This is a genomic window from Sporofaciens sp. St.21A7, from assembly GCF_059728535.1.
On sequence record NZ_BAAGFN010000001.1, the window covers coordinates 4,038,457 to 4,055,950 of the forward strand.

Genomic DNA, 17,494 nt, shown 5'->3' on the forward strand with positions numbered 1-17,494 from the left:
TCCTCCTCCGATTCATTCCTTACGATCTTATACGCATCTTACACTATACCTATTATGCCATAATTTCCCATTTTCCTCAACCACGACTATTCTAAAAGTTCCTCGTCGTCTTACATTTTTATTATAATAATAATATTTTTGTGAAGTATTGTAGGATATGTCAAGTATTTTTTGGCTATTGACTGAATTTTATATTGAATTTTATGAGACATCGTGAGATAATAAAATTGTTAAGAAACATGCAAATTTAGCTACAGATCGAAACGGAGTAATACTATGGGATTTAACAGCCTTCAGCAATACGTTACTATTGTTGAATTTCTTGGAAAGACTCTCGGCCCGGATTATGAGATTGTTCTGCAGGATCTGAACCCGGAGCATCAAGCTATTGTCGCAATCGTCAACGGTCACATCAGCGGACGCCGGGTCGGCGGTCCTCTGACCGATGCCTCACTTCAAATGCTTTCGTCCAGGGCTTATGAGTCGAATGATTTTTTATGTAACTACAGGGGCATTGCCGGAAATGGACGTGTCCTCCGCTCTTCTACACTGTTCATCAAGAACGAGGAAGGCAATCCGATTGGGTTTCTTTGCATTAATTTTGATGACAGCAGATTTGCGGAATTGAACAACAAACTGCTTAATACAATACATCCTGAATTTTTCCTTGAACAGCACGGTCCGGTGGAGCATTTTGACAGCCAGGAACCTCCTAAGAACACCTTTTCTTCTTCGGATTCCACCACGGAAAGTTTTTCGATGGATATCTCTTCGCTGATGCAGAAGATGTTCGACGATGCTACCATGTCGCTTACTACACCAATCGACCGGCTGAACCAGTATGAACGCAAAGAGATTATTGAGCGACTGCAGGAACAAGGATTGTTCCAGCTCAAAGGAGCGATTTCCTTCGTTGCGAAGAAGTTTTCCTGCTCTACCGCGACGATTTACCGGTATCTGAGCGAAATCAGCGATTAGACGGCAGTAATAATAACCACCAGCCTGGCATTTCCGGACTGATGGTTATTGTATATCTATGAAACGACAGCCTTCCCGCCCCCTAAGGGACATGCATCAAGGGATACCCTTTGGGTACACTAAGCCAGAATCTTCTCTAATGCCCCAAATAGCGCCTCAACATCAATCGGCTTCGCAATATGTCCGTTCATCCCGCTTTTCAGAGCTTCCTGCCGATCCTCCTCGAATGCATTGGCAGTCATGGCAATAATCGGTATCTCAGCCAGTTCCCGGTTCTTTAGTCTTCGGATAGCTCTTGCCGCCTCATAGCCGTTCATATTCGGCATCTGGATATCCATCAGGATCAACTGATAATACCCTGCCTCCGACTTCTCGAGCATATCCAGCGCTTTCTGCCCGTCTTCGGCAATCTCCACCGTAACTCCTGCTTCCTCCAAGATTACCTCCGCGATTTCCTGATTCAGCTCGTTATCCTCCGCCAGCAAAATTCGCCCGGTAAGGCATCCGATCTGCGCCTGTGCATCTCTATCTCCAAACTCTTCCTTCGCATGGACAAGCGAGTACAGGCACCGCCTCAGCTCTGACAAGAACATCGGCTTGCCGCAGAACGCCGTGACTCCCGCATCCTTTGCCTCTTCCTCAATCTCCGCCCAGTCATAGGCAGTCATCAGGATAATCGACACATGCTCGCCCATTTCCTTGCGTATCCGCCGCGCCACCTCGACGCCATTCATATCCGGCAGCATCCAGTCAATAATGTATACACTGTAAACGTCATTGCGCATGACTGCCTGATGGGTACGAAGAACCGCCTCTTTCCCTGACAGCGTCCACTCGGCGCGCATCCCAATCTGTTCCAGCATGTAGGACACACTGTCGCAACTGTCAAAATCATCGTCCACGACCAAAGCCCTAAGCCCCTTCAGTTCCGGGATATCCTGCGGCTCTTTTTCTTTAGAAGGAAGACGGAACGTAAACCCTACCGTGACCTCCGTCCCCACATTCAGCTCGCTCTTTATGGAAATAGAGCCGTTCATCATATCCACAATATTCTTCGTAATCGCCATACCAAGCCCAGTTCCCTGAATGCCGCTAATCGTCGAATTGCGTTCCCGCTCAAACGGTTCAAAGATATGCTCCACAAAATCCTGGCTCATGCCGATACCGTTATCCTTGATATTGAACTCATAGTTTGCACTGCCATTAGGCGCCCCCGGCCTCTCCGTAATCCGCAGGCTGATAATGCCGCCTGCGATTGAATATTTCACCGCATTGCTCATCAGGTTCAAAAGTACTTGATTCAGGCGCAGCTTATCGCAAAAAATCTCCTCGTCAAACACATCCACCGTATCTATGTACAGCTCCAACTGCTTTTTGTGGATATCCGCCTGTAAGATATTGCGCAGACCATGTAATATCTCCGGCAGGCTGCATTTCTTCTCATCCAGACGAATCTTCCCGCTCTCAATCCTGCTCATATCCAGCACGTCGTTAATCAGGCTCAGCAAGTGGTTCCCCGACGTCATGATTTTCTGCAGGTATTCCTCCACCCGCTCCCTGTTGTCAATATGGGTGATTGCCAGCGCCGTAAAACCGACGATTGCATTCATCGGCGTACGGATATCATGGGACATATTGGACAAGAAAGTGCTCTTCGCCTTGCTGGCACGGTTCGCCTGCATCAACGCATCCTCCAGCAGATTCTTCTTCTCCATCGCCTCCCGGATCTCGCCGTCCACATTGCGGAAGCCCATGACGATTCCCTTGCTCTCGTTCCACTCCCCGGTACGCACCACCTTCATCTGGAAATACTTTGTATTCCCATCCCAGGAGACACGGTGGTTGACGAAATGCTTCCCCTTTTCAGCCAGCTTGTTCATCAAGTTCTCTCTCGAAGATTCCTGCCGGAGCATATCACGGTCTTCCTCGTAAACAAAGGCTTGTATATACTGCTCCATGCTCTTTTCCAGAGAAATTTCTCCACGAAAAACAGAACCAAACATCTCCGTCTGATCCTTAGAACCTTGAAGCGGAATCCCTTTCCCTGTACTAAGGTCAAAATAGCACACCCTGTTATAGTCAATGCTCAAAGCCTGGACTAACTCCTGATTGTGCTGGTCTTTCCTCTTCTCTTCTAACTTCTGTGTCGTGCAGTCTAAAAGGAAACGCTGGTAGAACGCTTCTCCATTCTCCTCCAGAAGTTTGATATTCCCCATCACATGAAGAAGCTTTCCGTCCTTATGCTTAACGCGGTATTCCACGCTGGCGCTGTCCCCTTCCTTTTGCAGGGACTTGATACTATCCCTAAGTTTCGGTTTATCCTCATCCAACACGGAATCCGCCACCATACAAAATCCTGCTTCCATCATCTCTTCCTGAGATTCATACCCCAGAATATTGAGCGCCGCCCGGTTGATGCTGATGATACGGGTTCCATCCACAGTATGGCATATAATTCCGCAATCCATGGTCGTAAACACTGTCTCCAATGTCCGGTTCTTCTCCATGATTTCTTGCTCATACGCCCGCTCCTGAGTCACATCAATCGCAACGCCAACCGTCCCCATCACGCTTCCGTCCAAATCATATAACGGAGACTTATATGTAGTCAGAAGCCTCATACCGTCCCCGGTCTTGATGGTCTCCTCGGAAATACAGGTCTTCTGGCTGTTCATGACTTCCCGCTCAGATTCGATACATGCCGGGTCATCCTCTTCTACATCCCAGATATATGCGTGTCCCCGCCCCTCCACCTGTTCCTTTGTCTTGTTGACCGTCCTGCAAAAGCTGTCGTTCACTTTCTCATGTATTCCGTCCTTATCTTTGTACCAGACAAGGTTCGGGACATTGTTGATTGTTGCCTCGAAAAACTGGCTGGTCTGCCAGTAGTCCTTCTCCATCTTATATGTCTGCTGCCACTTCTGAAAACGAAACCTTGCCTCTGCATCCGTCATGGGCATAACCCATATATCGCGGACTGCTTCCAGATACTCATCAAGCTCCGGTATCTGTCCCTTGTCTGCAAGCACGATCAGATCCGTTTCCTTCTTCTTAGCTTCAAGCAATGTCGTTAATGTCTTTTGAACCTCCCTTCCCATAAGGTTCAAAAGAATTACATCCGCGCCGCAAGCCTGTTCTGTTTCCAGTTCCACACTCTCGAAAAACTCATGTGCAAAGTGCTCAAACGGAAGTATTTCCTTGATACTCTCAAAGACGCTGCATGGACAACCTGTTAAATAAAATCGTAAATGGCAATGATACATTGTCCGTTCTCCCCTCTATATTCTGCAAATATTTTTCTGATGACTGCGACCTTCCGTGTCGGCACACGAAACTAATAGCTACGCATTATATACTACTTATTTTATCAACTGTCAAATTCCATGTCAATATGCTTTGTCGGCGGAAATCAACTATGGAAGGATGCCGTTACTGCTCACTCCTGAGCCGTGCAGGATGCTGCCCCCGCCCCTACATAGCCCCATAAGATTGTATTCTTAGTTATGTGTGATATAATATACCTTAATGGACGAAGTCCACCCGCCCCGTCAGGGGCATGCATCACGGGATGCCCTTTGGGTATACCTAACTGGGCTTGACAACCTGAGACGCCAGAATAAAACAATGATTTCAAGGAAAGGATGAGGAATGCACTATGAAAGAATCAACCAGAAAGATTGCAGAAAGATTTGAATGTAAATACACCGTTTTTGAAAAGGGTTCCGACCCAGAACTTCTGGAACAGGCTTACCGCACGGCATTTGACGCAGGCAAAAAAGGCGGATTCTTCCCGGCTATCCTCCTGTTGGAAGACCACGTAATCGAATGGCTTGATTACGCCGCAAAGGAGATATGCAGCAGAGACGAACTCATTGCAGGATGCGGAGATGACGGAAAGGATATCCTGGAAGAACGGTTCAAGGGTTATATGGATGATTATGAAATCGACGATGTGGACGATTTCATTGGAAACGAGACAGATGGGGAAATCGTGAACCATTTTTGCAGCTACATCTCATTCCGTGCCAACAAACTGGAAGAAGATGTACTGCTCCTTGAGATTCCGGTGAAAAACCCGTGGGAAATCATCGCCTACCTGCCCATGGGCGGCTGGAATGACTGCCCCGCACCGGAAGAAATGATATCTGTCTGCAAATACTGGTATGAAAAATATCAGGCAGTTCCCGCAGCGTTTACCAGTGACGTGATGGAATTCTATGCACCTGCGAAACTGAACGGGGTTGACAGCCTTGAAGCCGCCAGGGAACACTATGCTTTCTGCACGGACAGAGTCGAGCAGGGAACCCAGACTTACAAAATTTCGGAGCTTGCGGCAGGGCTTGAGGAATCGGACGTGTGGTATTTCTGGTGGGATTAGCTTCTTGACAAAACTTTTAAAAAACCTTTTTGACTCTGAGAAACTCTTCAATCCCCTCCCTCAATCCATCCGGCAATTCCATCCGCAAAAGCTCATGGAACAGAACCGGAGGCGGGCAATGGTTCTTTTCGATATACCGGCATGCCAGCAGCGGGCGCAGGGCATAAAGATATTTCTTATATTTTACCTGCGCTCCCTGCAAATGGGCATAAAAGGTATTGGCAGCCGTTCCGCGGTAATGATGGACAGCCGCCTTCTTTTCATCCAGACGCAGATAATCCTCGCGTTTTCTCTGGTAAATGAACCGTACGTCATAATCACTGTCCGGTGATGCGAACCCCCATGCCCTGCTTCCGGATTCTACGGCAAGGAGGATCTTCACATCCTCTGCTTGTTCGATTTCGTCTAACTTCCTGTGAATCTCTTCTAATATCTCTCTCATTGAATCACCTGTCATGCTATAACTGGTTTCCACTTCTTATAACTGGGTACTCTATGCTCTTCCTATTCACATACTCCACAAACGCCCCCACCTGCTCCATGTGAGGCTCATCCGGCAGCGTACAGTTTGCCGCCGCCATTTCCAGGCGCTTCTCATAGTCCGATACAATTTCATAGAAATCCGCCCCAGCAATTCACAGGTATTCGGATTACATTCCAGCAACAGGCGGATGATTTTGTTGAAAGAATAAATCACCGTATCCGTTTGCCTGTCCTCATACTGCTCGAACCGTGTCAATCCTAGCAAATCAGAGGGCATGGAGAGGGTGACGCCGCGGAAATCAACGTCGCTGTTCTCATTGCATGTACCATAGGCATGGCTGCCGCCAAGCCCAAGAAGAATCATGCGGCTGCCAAGGCGTTCATTTGTTCTGAGGAAGTCATATTCTTTTGTGAGCATCAACGCTTTGAAATCCATAGGAATCCCCCTTCATGATTATAACGGCACAACTGTATGCGGTTTTTGCTCCTGTTGAACCTGTCTCCACACGAGCCTTACAGATGAAAAACATGCCCAGATTGCCAGACCATATCCAAATATCAAATCCTTTATCACGCCTCCTACAATCTCAGGCTCTTCTAAAAGCGCCGGCACCAGCGAAAAGGAATCAAGCAGAGAAAGATAGTACTCCTTCCCCAGCTCTTTATATATCGAAAATCCTAACGAGATATACTCTGCCCCCAGAATCATCAGGCAGGAAAGGACAATACAAATGACGATTCCCTTTCTCGAAAGCTTTTTCCCAAGCATCTCATAGCCCTTCATCCCGCAAAATACAATTGCATATCCGGCAATTCCGGCAATGAAGCCAACCATGCCAATCGCTACCCACAAAGCAGTTCCCAGCAATGCGCCTCCAACCGCACCGATGAATCCCAGAAAAACATTCTCCTTCCGTATGCCTTGTCCGTTCGCCCCGCTCATCTCTTGTGTAAAGCAATTCTCGCAAAGCAAGGCAGGCATTCCATCCACAGCCGCGGCCCGTAGGGGAAGTACATTCTTACATCGTGAGCAACAGTTAGGTATTCCACACTCCATACATTTTGAAGTGATTTCCGAGGCAATGATGGTCAGATTCTCCTTATCTTCCTGCTCCATGGAATCTATCTGTATCGTGACTGTATTCCTTCCGTTATACCCCGCATACCGGACAAAGGGATGCCTCTGATCCAATACTTTAAGGAATTCTAAAAAGTTCTCTTTTTTGCCGCTCCTCTCTATATCTCCGTGAAGCTGTATCCGGAACTGGTTCTCCGCCATAATCGGCACAATCAAAAGCGCGATTCCATTCACGGCTCCATGCATCACATTGTGGACTTTCTCGTACACAAAACCTTCTGGCATGATATTTTCAATCTGTACATTCATTGTCTTTTCCTCCCGTGATATTTATTCTGTTTTTAGTTTTTACTCCTTTATGGTACAAATCTAATGATTATATGCCGAAAAAGCAATATCATATGCAATGATATAGTATACCCCTGCTAAATATTTTCCAATAACCCTATAATCATTAGCTACTCTTATTACATCCAATTTTGAATCTGGGCTTACTATATTCGTATGTTTCAATGATGCTTGCATACTCTTTGTAAATTGTTTAAACGGCAACGTTTCGTATCCGGTTTTCTTCTTTTCTGTTCCGAAATTTCTCCATGTTTTTCCAGTCATATTCTTCATCTTACTTCTAAACTGCTCATAAAACCTCAGTCTTTCATTCTTGTCCCGTATACCGTCAGGACTATAACTGTTATTAGATATCTCATGCTCAAAGCTGATGGCTATATGTTTCTCTTCGTTCGCACGTCTTAACCGCTCTTCTACTTGTTTATCAATGAAATCTTTCTGGTCATCCTTAATTCTTGACATAGTTCTCCTTAAAATATTCCATAATCGACTGTCTCGAAATTTCTGAATTGAACCTCCTGCCTCCCTGAGTTGCATTAAGCCACGGACTTTCTGCATGAGTCTTATTCCGCAGCCCGGAAGCTGAATATTTTCCAAAAACGGCATAGACATCCTCAAGCAACTCTTTATCTTCCTCACTGATTTTAGATAAACTTCTTACCATATCCTCCTCATCTGTCTGCAAATCATACGCATTGCCAAAACTTCTCCACACTTCTTCTACTACCGGGCCATGCTCCCATGCCAATATCTTTTCATCAAATAGCGACCCCCTATCCAATGCGAGCGAGCAACCCTCTGCATAATATAGCAGCTTCAAAAGTTTCAAAAGTGTCATCTTTTCATCTTCTCCATTATTGACATCCTCACAATTCCTGTCAATAAACCATCTTGCAATATCGATTGCCTTATACTTTTTCATGACGTACTCCTTCTTAAATAATATTACCGCCACTTATGTCTAAAAAAATTATATCACGTACTCTATTCACATGTCAACCAAAACAGAACAAATGTTTGTTTTCTTAATTAATTTTTCTTCCGCTTTTCTGACTCCTTTTTCAGATAAAAAGAGTTATATTAATTGTAAGACGTTTTACACCATTACACCAGGGAGGAGATTAGCTTTGGAGGACAAGGAGCTGATTCGGCGGATTCATAACGGACAAACAGAATATTTGAACGAGATTGCCGGCAAATACTATGACGACATCTATTATTTCTGCTGCTACCAGACCGGCAGCCGGGAAGATGCCTACGACCTTGCACAGGATACCTTCCTGCGTTTTATAAAATATGTAGACCATTATCAATACCGCAACCTAAAAGGCTATCTCCTGACCATCGCCATGAACCTGTGCCGTGAATACCTGCGGGCAGATACACGGCCGCTTAGGAAACCAGAATCACTGGAATGCATAGAAACTCTGCAATCCGCAAATCCCCCCAGCAATCCGCATACTTCGGAAAACACGCTGCTCCTGTCTGACGCCCTTAGAAAAATCCCGGAACCCCAGCGGGAAGCCGTGCTCCTCCATCACTTTTATGGATATAAGAACCGAGAAATAGCCCGGATGACCGGGGTCTCTTGCGATGCAGTAAAATCCCGCATCCGTCAGGGACTTTCCCGGCTGAAAGAACTGCTTCATCAAAGTGATTTTACTTAAAATGAACCTAGAAAGGAGAATTCATTGAAGTGATAATACACAAAAACAATACTGAACCAGAGAGAATTAAAAAAACGGTTACAGAATGGAAATTCCCGCTGGACGAAACGAAAAAGGCTCAAAAGTTGGCCGCAATCCGGCTGGAAGCCGCCCGGAAGCAGATTCGGCATTATCCCACATTCTGGGAACAGCTATGGAACCAGCTCCGTTTCCGTTCATGGAAACATTGGCTTCTCCAAGGGCTTCTCCTGCTGACGGCCATGTTTCTGGTAATGATCTTACGCAGACGGCAGGCAGACGGCACGGAAACCCTCGCCGCATGCTCCGTATTTCTGGTATTTGCAGGAAACATCTGCCTTGGCCATGTAGCGAACCTGTTCTCCTGGCATATGGCAGAGCTGGAACAGACCCTTTACCTGAATTTAAAACAGATGGTATGTATCCGGATGCTGGAAGCTGGGATTGCCGATTTCGCCATTTTGTCCTTATTTTTAATCCTTACAGGAGATGGAAATCCTGGGGAGGTCCTAGCCTCCTTGACCTATATGCTGGTTCCCTTCCTGTGGTCGGACACCCTGTACCTGCACATGCTGGTACGCCTTAGAAATACTTCTTCCGGTTTCCGCTCGTTTGCCCTTGGCTTACTGTGCGGTATCCTTGCGCTCTTTCCCCTGTTATGGGATTCTGCGTATCAGCCGGGATACTTTATCATCTGGCAGATATTGGCTGCCGCCGGACTGCTCATGTGCATAGCACAAATCTGCCGTCTGCTTGGCAGCATTGAAAATGGCGACAATATCTGCCTGAATTAAACCATCCACAATTAAACCATTCACGCCAAAAACGGCAAAACATTTTTACAGAAAGAGAGGTAACTATGCCTGAACTGACATTAGACCGTATCACCAAACATTTCAAAAATAAAATCGCCGTAGACAACGTATCCCTGACCTTACGCGAAGGCGTATACGGTTTTCTGGGCGCAAACGGCGCCGGCAAGACCACGCTGCTGCGCATGGTATGCGGCGTTCTGAAACCGACGGCTGGAGAAATCCGCTGCAACGATATGGAAATCGGCAGGCTTGACGGCGATTACCGCTATCTTCTTGGCTATCTGCCTCAAGATTTCGGATACTACCCTGACTTCACGGCGAAACGCTATCTGGAATATCTTGCGGCATGTAAGGCAGTCCCCAAGGACCTTGCCAAAGAAAAAGTCCGGGAAATGTTAAGCCTTACCGGCCTTGCCGGCGACCAACACAGCAAAATCCGTACCTTTTCCGGTGGAATGCTAAGGAGGCTCGGAATTGCACAGGCGCTCTTAAACGACCCGGAAATCCTGATTCTCGACGAACCCACAGCCGGGCTTGACCCCAAGGAGCGCATCCGTTTCCGCAATATCATCAGTTCCCTGTCCAAGGGACGTATTATCATCCTGTCTACCCATATCGTCTCTGACGTAGAATTCATCGCAGACCAAATCCTGCTCATGAAACAGGGGCGTATCATCCAACAGGGAACCGTCGCAGAAATCACCGAAAGCGCAGCAGGGAAGGTGTGGGAATATCTGGCAAACCCCGAGGAAGCAATCCGGCTCAATGAGATTTTTGCCGTCAGCAACCTGAAAAACGAAGGGGAAACGGTACGCCTGCGTCTTGTATCGGATACATGTCCCTGCGAAGGCGCGGTTTTGGTATCCCCCAGCCTAGAAGACGTATATCTATACCTTATCGGACGTTAGTCCGACCGCCCCCTTAGGGGCTTGCTTCACGGGATACCCGGATGGGTATATCATTTTGAGGAGGTGTCTAAACATGTGGACAATCTGGAAAGAAGAACTTTATAAGATTAAATCCCGGAAAATCATCTGGCTTGGCGTATTCCTGCTGCTGGCTTTTGCGACCATACGCCTGTACAACGAATGCTGCCACTATACAACAACCATAGACGAAACCGTTTACCGCGGACAGGAGGCAATCCGTCAAGATAAGGCATTGGCAAGCCGCTATTTGGGGCTTCTGACCGAAGATACCATTGCCCAAATCTACAAAGACTACGGCTTCTTCTATTATGATGCGAATGGAAATGCAATCGGGAACTACTTGAACCGTTTTGTAACGGAAGAATTTACCAACTTCCTGCAGACAGACGGGAATAACCCGGATGAAATCCATTTTCGTGAAGGGGCAGAATGGGAGCATAACTGTGCATACCTTCTGGAAAACGAAGTACGGTTCGACTATGTATACGGATGGAATGACTTTGCTGAAATGTATGTCTTAATCATACTTGCGCTGTTCGTCGTATTAATCTTAGGCCTGTCCCCGGTCTTTGCCGAGGAGTACCAGCTAAAAACGGCGGACATCCTGCGTACCACACGCCGCGGAAGGGCAAGCGGAATCTGGATGAAAATCCTTGCATCCGCCTGCTTCGCAGTCGCCCTGACTTTAGGAGCCTGCGCCTATCTGTGGGGAATCTACCTTGCCGTATACGGAGTACAAGGACTGGATGCTTCCTCCATTCTCCTGAATTTTGCCACGCCTTTTGGCTACTGCCCGGAAAGCGTCCTTGGCTTTTTCCTATATATCACATGCCTCGGCATCATTGGAGCCCTGCTCCTCACCGGCATGGTGGCAGGAATCTCGGCGGCGTGCCATAGCCCTTTCCTTGCGCTGATACTTGCCCTTTCCGGCTATCTGTTCCCCGTTGTCTGGATTAAGATTCTTGGAAGGATGCTTCCCTTAGACATGGCGCTGTCAAGAATCATAAGCCATTTTATGACTTCCATGCCGATCTACCTTCCAATGAGCACAGGATTCGGATTCTCCGCAAACCAGATGGCGCTTCATCTGTGTATTGCGCTCGCAGTCGGCGCCGGAGGGATGTTCACCGGATATTACCGGTTCCGGCGCCATTAGATGTCCTACCACTTCTCCCTTCCGGCTTTGAAACTATAAACAGGGAGAAGCCGCCCCCTGACCTCTACGGTATCCTCAATTAAGCCTTCTATCTCTCCAAGGCTTCGATAGGCAAACGGCGCCTCGTCCAGCGTGTCTTTTCCGATACAAGTGCTGTAGATTCCCTTCATCTGCGCCTTGAACTGCGGGACGGTAAATCTCTTTGCCACCTCTTCCCGCTTCATCTTCCGTCCGGCGCCGTGGGGAGCGGAATCATTCCAATCCCCATTCCCCTTTCCAACTCCAAGCAAGATACCGTCCCGTGCGTTGACGGGAATTGCCACCGGCTCGTCTTTCTTCGCCGAGACTGCCCCTTTGCGCAGGATGGCCTCATCCCCGGAATCATCGATATAATTATGGACGGAGGAAAACTGCTCCTGAACCTTCCATTTCATGCCTTTCGCCAATTCATCCAGAATTGCCTCCCGGTTAAGCATAGCATATTCCTGCACGATACGGACGTCATGAAGATACTCCTCCATCAACCTGCCTTCCAGATAGGTCAGCTCGTAGGGAACGGAAACGCCTTCTTTTTTCAATGCCTTCTGACCTTTCGTCAGATAGTATTCCGTCACCTCTTTTCCAAGCCTGCGGCTGCCGGAATGGATTGCCGCCCAGAGATATCCTTCTTTATCCTGGTCAATTTCGATAAAATGATTCCCACCGCCAAGAGTTCCAAGACTCAATCCCAGCTTCTCGACATTGATATGCTCAATACAATGCAGCCCCATGAAATCAAAATCCGTAATAAACCGATGTGGTTCCTGACGAATCTGGAACCCTGCCGGGACACATCTCCTGATGACCTTATCTAATTTCTGAAATTCTGCCTTTTTCTGTTTTAATCTCGCCAAAGTGACGCCGCATCCGATATCAATGCCCACGACATTTGGCAGTATCTTATCTCCTATACTCGAAGTAAACCCAATTGTCCCTACCTTTCCCGGGTGTACGTCTGGCATGATTCTGATTTTGCAGCCCGCAAACGCCGCATTGTCACAAAGCATCTGAATCTGTGCAGATGCATAATCTTCAATCTGTTCTGTGAATATTTTTGCTGAAGTATAGACTCCATCTACTATTTTCATATAATCCTTTCTCTGCTAATATGTCCGATTCCAAACGGTGCTTTCCTGCAAAATGAGTACAAAAAAGACACCCCCAAAATAGGGCCAGAGATGACGGATTGCCTGAAACGGCTCTAAACCTTACGGCAGCCTTGGGTAAATGGACATGGATAAAACGACTGTTATCTCGTCCTGAAATGAAATTCGGACAACCCGCTCTCTTTGAAAACCGTTGTTAAGTTACTGAATACATAATCTGAATAACTCATAATTGTCCTCCTTTCATGCAATGAATCTGTGATTTCTAAATTACTATGTACAGTATAGAGGGATAGGGGCGGATTGTCAACCCTCAAAACGATATTGTGCTTGACGATTTATATTGTGAAAACTTAAACTTTCATTGTCCCCCACAAGTCCTTATGCTATAATAACAGATGTACTGATCACAAAGGTATTCTGATGATATTTCAGCATATGCTGCGTGAAAAGGCGCACAGATTCAGATAGGATTACTGGGTAGGGATTTCCTGCCCTTTTAAGGACTGTCCATACAGACCATCAGGACCTGACGCCTTACTTGCGTCAGGTCCTTTTATTTGCACAGGAGTGATTTATGCAGAAACAAATATTTCTCATTGACAAACTAAAAGAAGACCGCACTCTCACAAAGCATGAATGGGTACAGCTCATCACGGAACGTACTCCCGAAGCCGCCGAATACCTATTCGCCCTCGCCCGGGAAGAACGCCACATCCATTACGGGCATGACGTCTATATACGCGGACTGATTGAATTTACCAACTACTGCAAAAACGACTGCCTGTACTGTGGAATCCGCAAAAGCAATTCCCATGCCAACCGCTACCGGCTCTCGGAAGAGGACATCCTTGACTGCTGCCGTACCGGATATGGACTGGGTTTTCGCACCTTTGTACTTCAAGGCGGGGAGGACGCATTTTACACGGACGAAAGAATCGTCCGCCTGATAAGCAGTATCAAAGACCGATACCCAGACTGCGCCCTTACTCTGTCCATCGGCGAGAAATCCCGCGAAAGTTACAGGCAATATTTTGAAGCCGGCGCCGACCGCTACCTTTTACGCCATGAAACCAGCAACTCCATCCATTATTCCAGGCTTCACCCGCCTTCCCTCACCGCAAAAGCAAGGAAGGAATGTCTGTGGAACCTGAAAGAAATCGGCTATCAGGTGGGAACCGGATTCATGGTCGGTTCGCCTTACCAGACGGCAGAACACCTGGCGGAGGATATGCTGTTCATACGGGAACTAAATCCCCATATGGTCGGAATCGGTCCGTTCATCGTACACCGCGACACCCCATTTGCAGGCCAGACTTCCGGCACGCTAGAGCTAACCCTGTTCATGCTGGGACTTTTAAGGCTTATGCTCCCAAAGGCACTGCTTCCGGCGACCACAGCCCTTGGAACCATCGACCCCAACGGGCGGGAATTAGGCATCCTCTCCGGCGCAAACGTGGTGATGCCGAACCTGTCGCCGACTGGCGTCCGCAAAGACTACTCCCTGTACGACAACAAAATCTGCACCGGCGACGAAGCCGCAGAATGCAGAAGCTGCCTGGAAAGACGCATGGAAGCCATCGGCTACCGAATCGTCACCGCACGGGGCGATTCTCTGAACTGACAAAATACCCAAATGGCACACCGCAATTCATGCCCCTGACGGGGCAGGTGGACTTCGTCCATTAAGGTATCAATATAAATCATAATTAGGAGGAAAAAAACATGTATGACGTCCATTCCAAAAATCCCGAAGAATTTATCAACCATGAGGAGATTCTGAACACTCTCGCCTATGCCGACGAGAACAAGAACAATTCTGAACTCATCGAATCTCTGATTGAAAAAGCCGCGCTGCGCAAAGGACTGTCCCACCGGGAGGCATCCGTCCTTCTTGCCTGTGACGATGCGGAAATGAACCAGAAAATCTTCCGGCTGGCAGAACAGATCAAGAAAGACTTCTACGGCAACCGAATCGTCCTATTTGCGCCGCTGTACCTGTCCAACTACTGTATTAACGGCTGCACCTACTGTCCGTACCACATGAAGAACAAGCACATTGCCAGGAAGAAACTGACACAGGAAGAAATCCGCCGGGAAGTAATCGCCCTTCAGGACATGGGGCATAAACGGCTTGCCTTAGAAGCAGGCGAAGACCCGGTCCACAATACCATGGACTACTATATGGACTGCATCAACACCATTTACAGCATTAAGCATAAAAACGGCGCCATCCGCCGGGTTAACATCAATATTGCGGCTACCACCGTAGACAATTACCGTCTGCTGAAAGAAGCCGGTATCGGCACCTATATCCTGTTCCAAGAGACATACCATAAAGAAAGTTATCTGGAACTCCACCCTACCGGCCCTAAGCACGACTATGACTATCACACTACGGCCATGGACCGGGCCATGGAGGGCGGGATTGACGACGTAGGCGTGGGGGTACTCTTCGGCCTTGATAAATACCGCTACGAATTTGCCGGGCTTTTGATGCATGCGGAACACTTAGAAGCCGCCTTCGGCGTCGGTCCGCACACCATCAGCGTGCCAAGGCTGCGCAATGCCGATGATATTGATGCGGATTCCTTTACAAACGGTATCGACGACGACACATTCGCGAAAATCGTTGCCTGCATCCGAATTGCTGTTCCTTACACAGGCATGATTATTTCCACCCGCGAAAGCCAGAAGACCCGCGAACGTGTGCTCCATCTGGGCATTTCCCAAATCAGCGGCGGCTCGAAGACCAGCGTGGGCGGTTACTGCGAGCCGGAGCCGGAAGACGCGAAATCCGAGCAGTTCGACGTCATCGACAACCGCACGCTGGACGAGGTGGTAAGGTGGCTGATGGAGATGGACTATCTTCCCAGCTTCTGCACGGCGTGCTACCGGGAAGGACGGACAGGCGACCGTTTCATGTCCCTGTGCAAAAGCGGACAGATTCAGAACTGCTGCCATCCCAATGCGCTGATGACCCTTGAGGAGTACCTGATGGACTATGCTTCCCCGGCGACTAAGGCAATCGGGGATAAGCTGATTGACAAAGAAGTCTTGAATGTGCCAAACGAGAAGGCACGGGCAGTCGTACTTGAGAACCTGAAACTGATACGTGAAAATAACCGGAGAGATTTCCGTTTCTAACATCCTGCCCCGGTCCACTCCAGACTATGGACGCGTCCGGGGCAAAAACGAACTATACAAAAGTACTTGAAAAGGAGAAACCACATCATGAGTTTAAACGCCACACCCTCCGGTGAACGTATACACATCGGCATTTTCGGGAAACGTAATGCGGGAAAATCAAGCATCATCAATGCATTGACAGGGCAGAGTCTTGCCATCGTTTCTGATATCAAGGGAACCACCACGGACCCTGTGCTAAAGGCAATGGAGCTTCTTCCCCTGGGTCCGGTGGTCGTCATTGATACCCCCGGGCTTGACGACGACGGCGAGCTTGGCAGCCTCAGAATCCAAAAGGCATACCAGATATTAAACAAGACGGATATCGCCGTCCTTGTTCTGGACGGTACAGTGGGCATGACGAAGGAGGACGATGCAATCCTGAAAAAGATAAAAGATAAATCCATTCCTTGCGTCATTGTTATGAATAAGTCCGACCTGCTCCAAAGCCCCCCGCCTAATCCACAATATACCGAGGGGATGCCATCCGGCACAGCAACTGCCGGCAGCGCCGCTGCCCCTCCCGTTATTTGGGTAAGCGCCGCTAAGCAGGCCAACATACGTGAATTAAGAGAGTTAATCGCCTCTCTTGCCCCCGGCGAGGAGAACAGGCAGCAGCTTGTCGCGGACCTGATTCATCCTTCCGACCTGGTCGTCTTAGTTGTCCCAATCGACAAAGCCGCGCCCAAAGGACGCCTGATTCTGCCGCAGCAGCAGACAATCCGGGATATTCTTGAAACAGGGGCGGTTTCCGTCGTCACAAGGAATACGGAGCTGAAAGAAACCCTTGCATCTCTAAGCCGGAAGCCCTCCCTTGTCATTACGGACAGCCAGGCATTTGAACAAACCGCCGCCGATGTGCCGGACGATATCCCTTTAACTTCATTTTCCATTTTGTTTGCAAGATATAAGGGAAACCTAAGGACCGTGGTAAATGGCGCAAAAGCCCTGGATACCTTGAATGACGGTGATACCGTGCTGATTTCCGAAGGATGCACCCACCACAGGCAATGCGGGGATATCGGTACGGAAAAACTGCCGGCATGGATGCAAAAGCACACGGGAAAAGAACTGAATTATGAATTCACCAGCGGAACCGAATTCCCTTCCGGCCTTGGGAAATACCGGTTGATTGTACACTGCGGCGGATGCACGTTGAATGAACGGGAGATGAAATACCGCCTGAAATGTGCCGAAGACGCCGGCGTGCCGATTACAAATTATGGGACAGTCATCGCCTATATGAAAGGAATTCTTGAAAGAAGCACCTCAATCTTCCAGTTGTGATACTTTACTTGATTTTATTACTGGAA

General features: G+C 48.1%; 15 protein-coding genes and 1 pseudogene. 9 read left to right on the plus strand and 7 right to left on the minus strand.

The genetic code is table 11. The annotated features are described in order from the left end of the window. Window positions 1-276: 276 nt before the first annotated feature. Window positions 277-978, plus strand: a complete 702-nt coding sequence (locus tag AC6I3O_RS19950) for a helix-turn-helix transcriptional regulator (protein ID WP_497852371.1) — start codon at window positions 277-279, stop codon at window positions 976-978. Window positions 979-1,097: 119 nt separating this feature from the next. Here the strand turns inward: AC6I3O_RS19950 and AC6I3O_RS19955 are convergent, their stop codons facing one another. Continuing rightward, window positions 1,098-4,241: a hybrid sensor histidine kinase/response regulator gene (locus AC6I3O_RS19955; RefSeq protein WP_497852372.1), complete on the minus strand. Its 3,144-nt coding sequence runs from the start codon at window positions 4,239-4,241 to the stop codon at window positions 1,098-1,100. Window positions 4,242-4,633: 392 nt separating this feature from the next. Here AC6I3O_RS19955 and AC6I3O_RS19960 point away from each other — a divergent pair, with 392 nt between their 5' ends. Further along, on the plus strand, window positions 4,634-5,356 hold the full coding sequence (locus AC6I3O_RS19960; RefSeq protein ID WP_497852373.1) for a DUF4253 domain-containing protein: 723 nt from the start codon (window positions 4,634-4,636) through the stop codon (window positions 5,354-5,356). A 16-nt stretch (window positions 5,357-5,372) separates the two neighbouring features. Here the strand turns inward: AC6I3O_RS19960 and AC6I3O_RS19965 are convergent, their stop codons facing one another. The 5 genes and pseudogenes from AC6I3O_RS19965 to AC6I3O_RS19985 form a co-directional block, all read right to left on the minus strand. Continuing rightward, complete coding sequence (locus AC6I3O_RS19965) at window positions 5,373-5,798, minus strand: DNA polymerase beta superfamily protein (protein WP_497852374.1); 426 nt, start codon at window positions 5,796-5,798, stop codon at window positions 5,373-5,375. A 183-nt stretch (window positions 5,799-5,981) separates the two neighbouring features. After that, window positions 5,982-6,275: pseudogene (locus tag AC6I3O_RS19970) on the minus strand (DNA polymerase beta superfamily protein); the annotation flags it as partial. Between the two features lie 18 nt (window positions 6,276-6,293). Beyond that, a complete protein-coding gene (locus AC6I3O_RS19975; protein WP_497852375.1) occupies window positions 6,294-7,226 on the minus strand; it encodes a hypothetical protein in 933 nt (310 codons plus the stop codon). Window positions 7,227-7,286: 60 nt separating this feature from the next. After that, window positions 7,287-7,727: a hypothetical protein gene (locus AC6I3O_RS19980; protein WP_497852376.1), complete on the minus strand. Its 441-nt coding sequence runs from the start codon at window positions 7,725-7,727 to the stop codon at window positions 7,287-7,289. Next, entirely contained in the window at window positions 7,714-8,187 is a 474-nt protein-coding gene (locus AC6I3O_RS19985; RefSeq protein ID WP_497852377.1) for a Panacea domain-containing protein, read from the minus strand. Before AC6I3O_RS19985 ends, AC6I3O_RS19980 begins: the two co-directional genes overlap by 14 nt. Window positions 8,188-8,392: 205 nt before the next feature. On the opposite strand from AC6I3O_RS19985, the gene AC6I3O_RS19990 reads away from it, so the two are divergent. The 4 genes from AC6I3O_RS19990 (at window position 8,393) to AC6I3O_RS20005 (ending at window position 11,850) form a co-directional block, all read left to right on the plus strand. After that, a complete protein-coding gene (locus tag AC6I3O_RS19990) occupies window positions 8,393-8,932 on the plus strand; it encodes an RNA polymerase sigma factor (RefSeq protein ID WP_497852378.1) in 540 nt (179 codons plus the stop codon). A gap of 29 nt (window positions 8,933-8,961) precedes the next feature. Further along, window positions 8,962-9,744, plus strand: coding sequence for a hypothetical protein (locus AC6I3O_RS19995; RefSeq protein ID WP_497852379.1), 783 nt, complete (start codon window positions 8,962-8,964; stop codon window positions 9,742-9,744). A gap of 65 nt (window positions 9,745-9,809) precedes the next feature. Beyond that, window positions 9,810-10,673: an ABC transporter ATP-binding protein gene (locus AC6I3O_RS20000; RefSeq protein ID WP_497852380.1), complete on the plus strand. Its 864-nt coding sequence runs from the start codon at window positions 9,810-9,812 to the stop codon at window positions 10,671-10,673. Between the two features lie 73 nt (window positions 10,674-10,746). Continuing rightward, window positions 10,747-11,850, plus strand: coding sequence for an ABC transporter permease (locus AC6I3O_RS20005; RefSeq protein WP_497852381.1), 1,104 nt, complete (start codon window positions 10,747-10,749; stop codon window positions 11,848-11,850). A gap of 5 nt (window positions 11,851-11,855) precedes the next feature. Here the strand turns inward: AC6I3O_RS20005 and AC6I3O_RS20010 are convergent, their stop codons facing one another. Beyond that, complete coding sequence (locus AC6I3O_RS20010) at window positions 11,856-12,977, minus strand: RtcB family protein (RefSeq protein WP_497852382.1); 1,122 nt, start codon at window positions 12,975-12,977, stop codon at window positions 11,856-11,858. 595 nt (window positions 12,978-13,572) lie between these two features. On the opposite strand from AC6I3O_RS20010, the gene hydE reads away from it, so the two are divergent. From hydE to hydF, 3 genes are all read left to right on the plus strand, one after another. Next, window positions 13,573-14,619: a [FeFe] hydrogenase H-cluster radical SAM maturase HydE gene (gene hydE, locus AC6I3O_RS20015; protein WP_497852383.1), complete on the plus strand. Its 1,047-nt coding sequence runs from the start codon at window positions 13,573-13,575 to the stop codon at window positions 14,617-14,619. A gap of 101 nt (window positions 14,620-14,720) precedes the next feature. Beyond that, entirely contained in the window at window positions 14,721-16,142 is a 1,422-nt protein-coding gene (gene hydG / locus AC6I3O_RS20020; RefSeq protein WP_497852384.1) for a [FeFe] hydrogenase H-cluster radical SAM maturase HydG, read from the plus strand. 87 nt (window positions 16,143-16,229) lie between these two features. Continuing rightward, on the plus strand, window positions 16,230-17,468 hold the full coding sequence (hydF, locus tag AC6I3O_RS20025) for a [FeFe] hydrogenase H-cluster maturation GTPase HydF (protein ID WP_497852385.1): 1,239 nt from the start codon (window positions 16,230-16,232) through the stop codon (window positions 17,466-17,468). The last annotated feature ends 26 nt before the right edge of the window (window positions 17,469-17,494 follow it).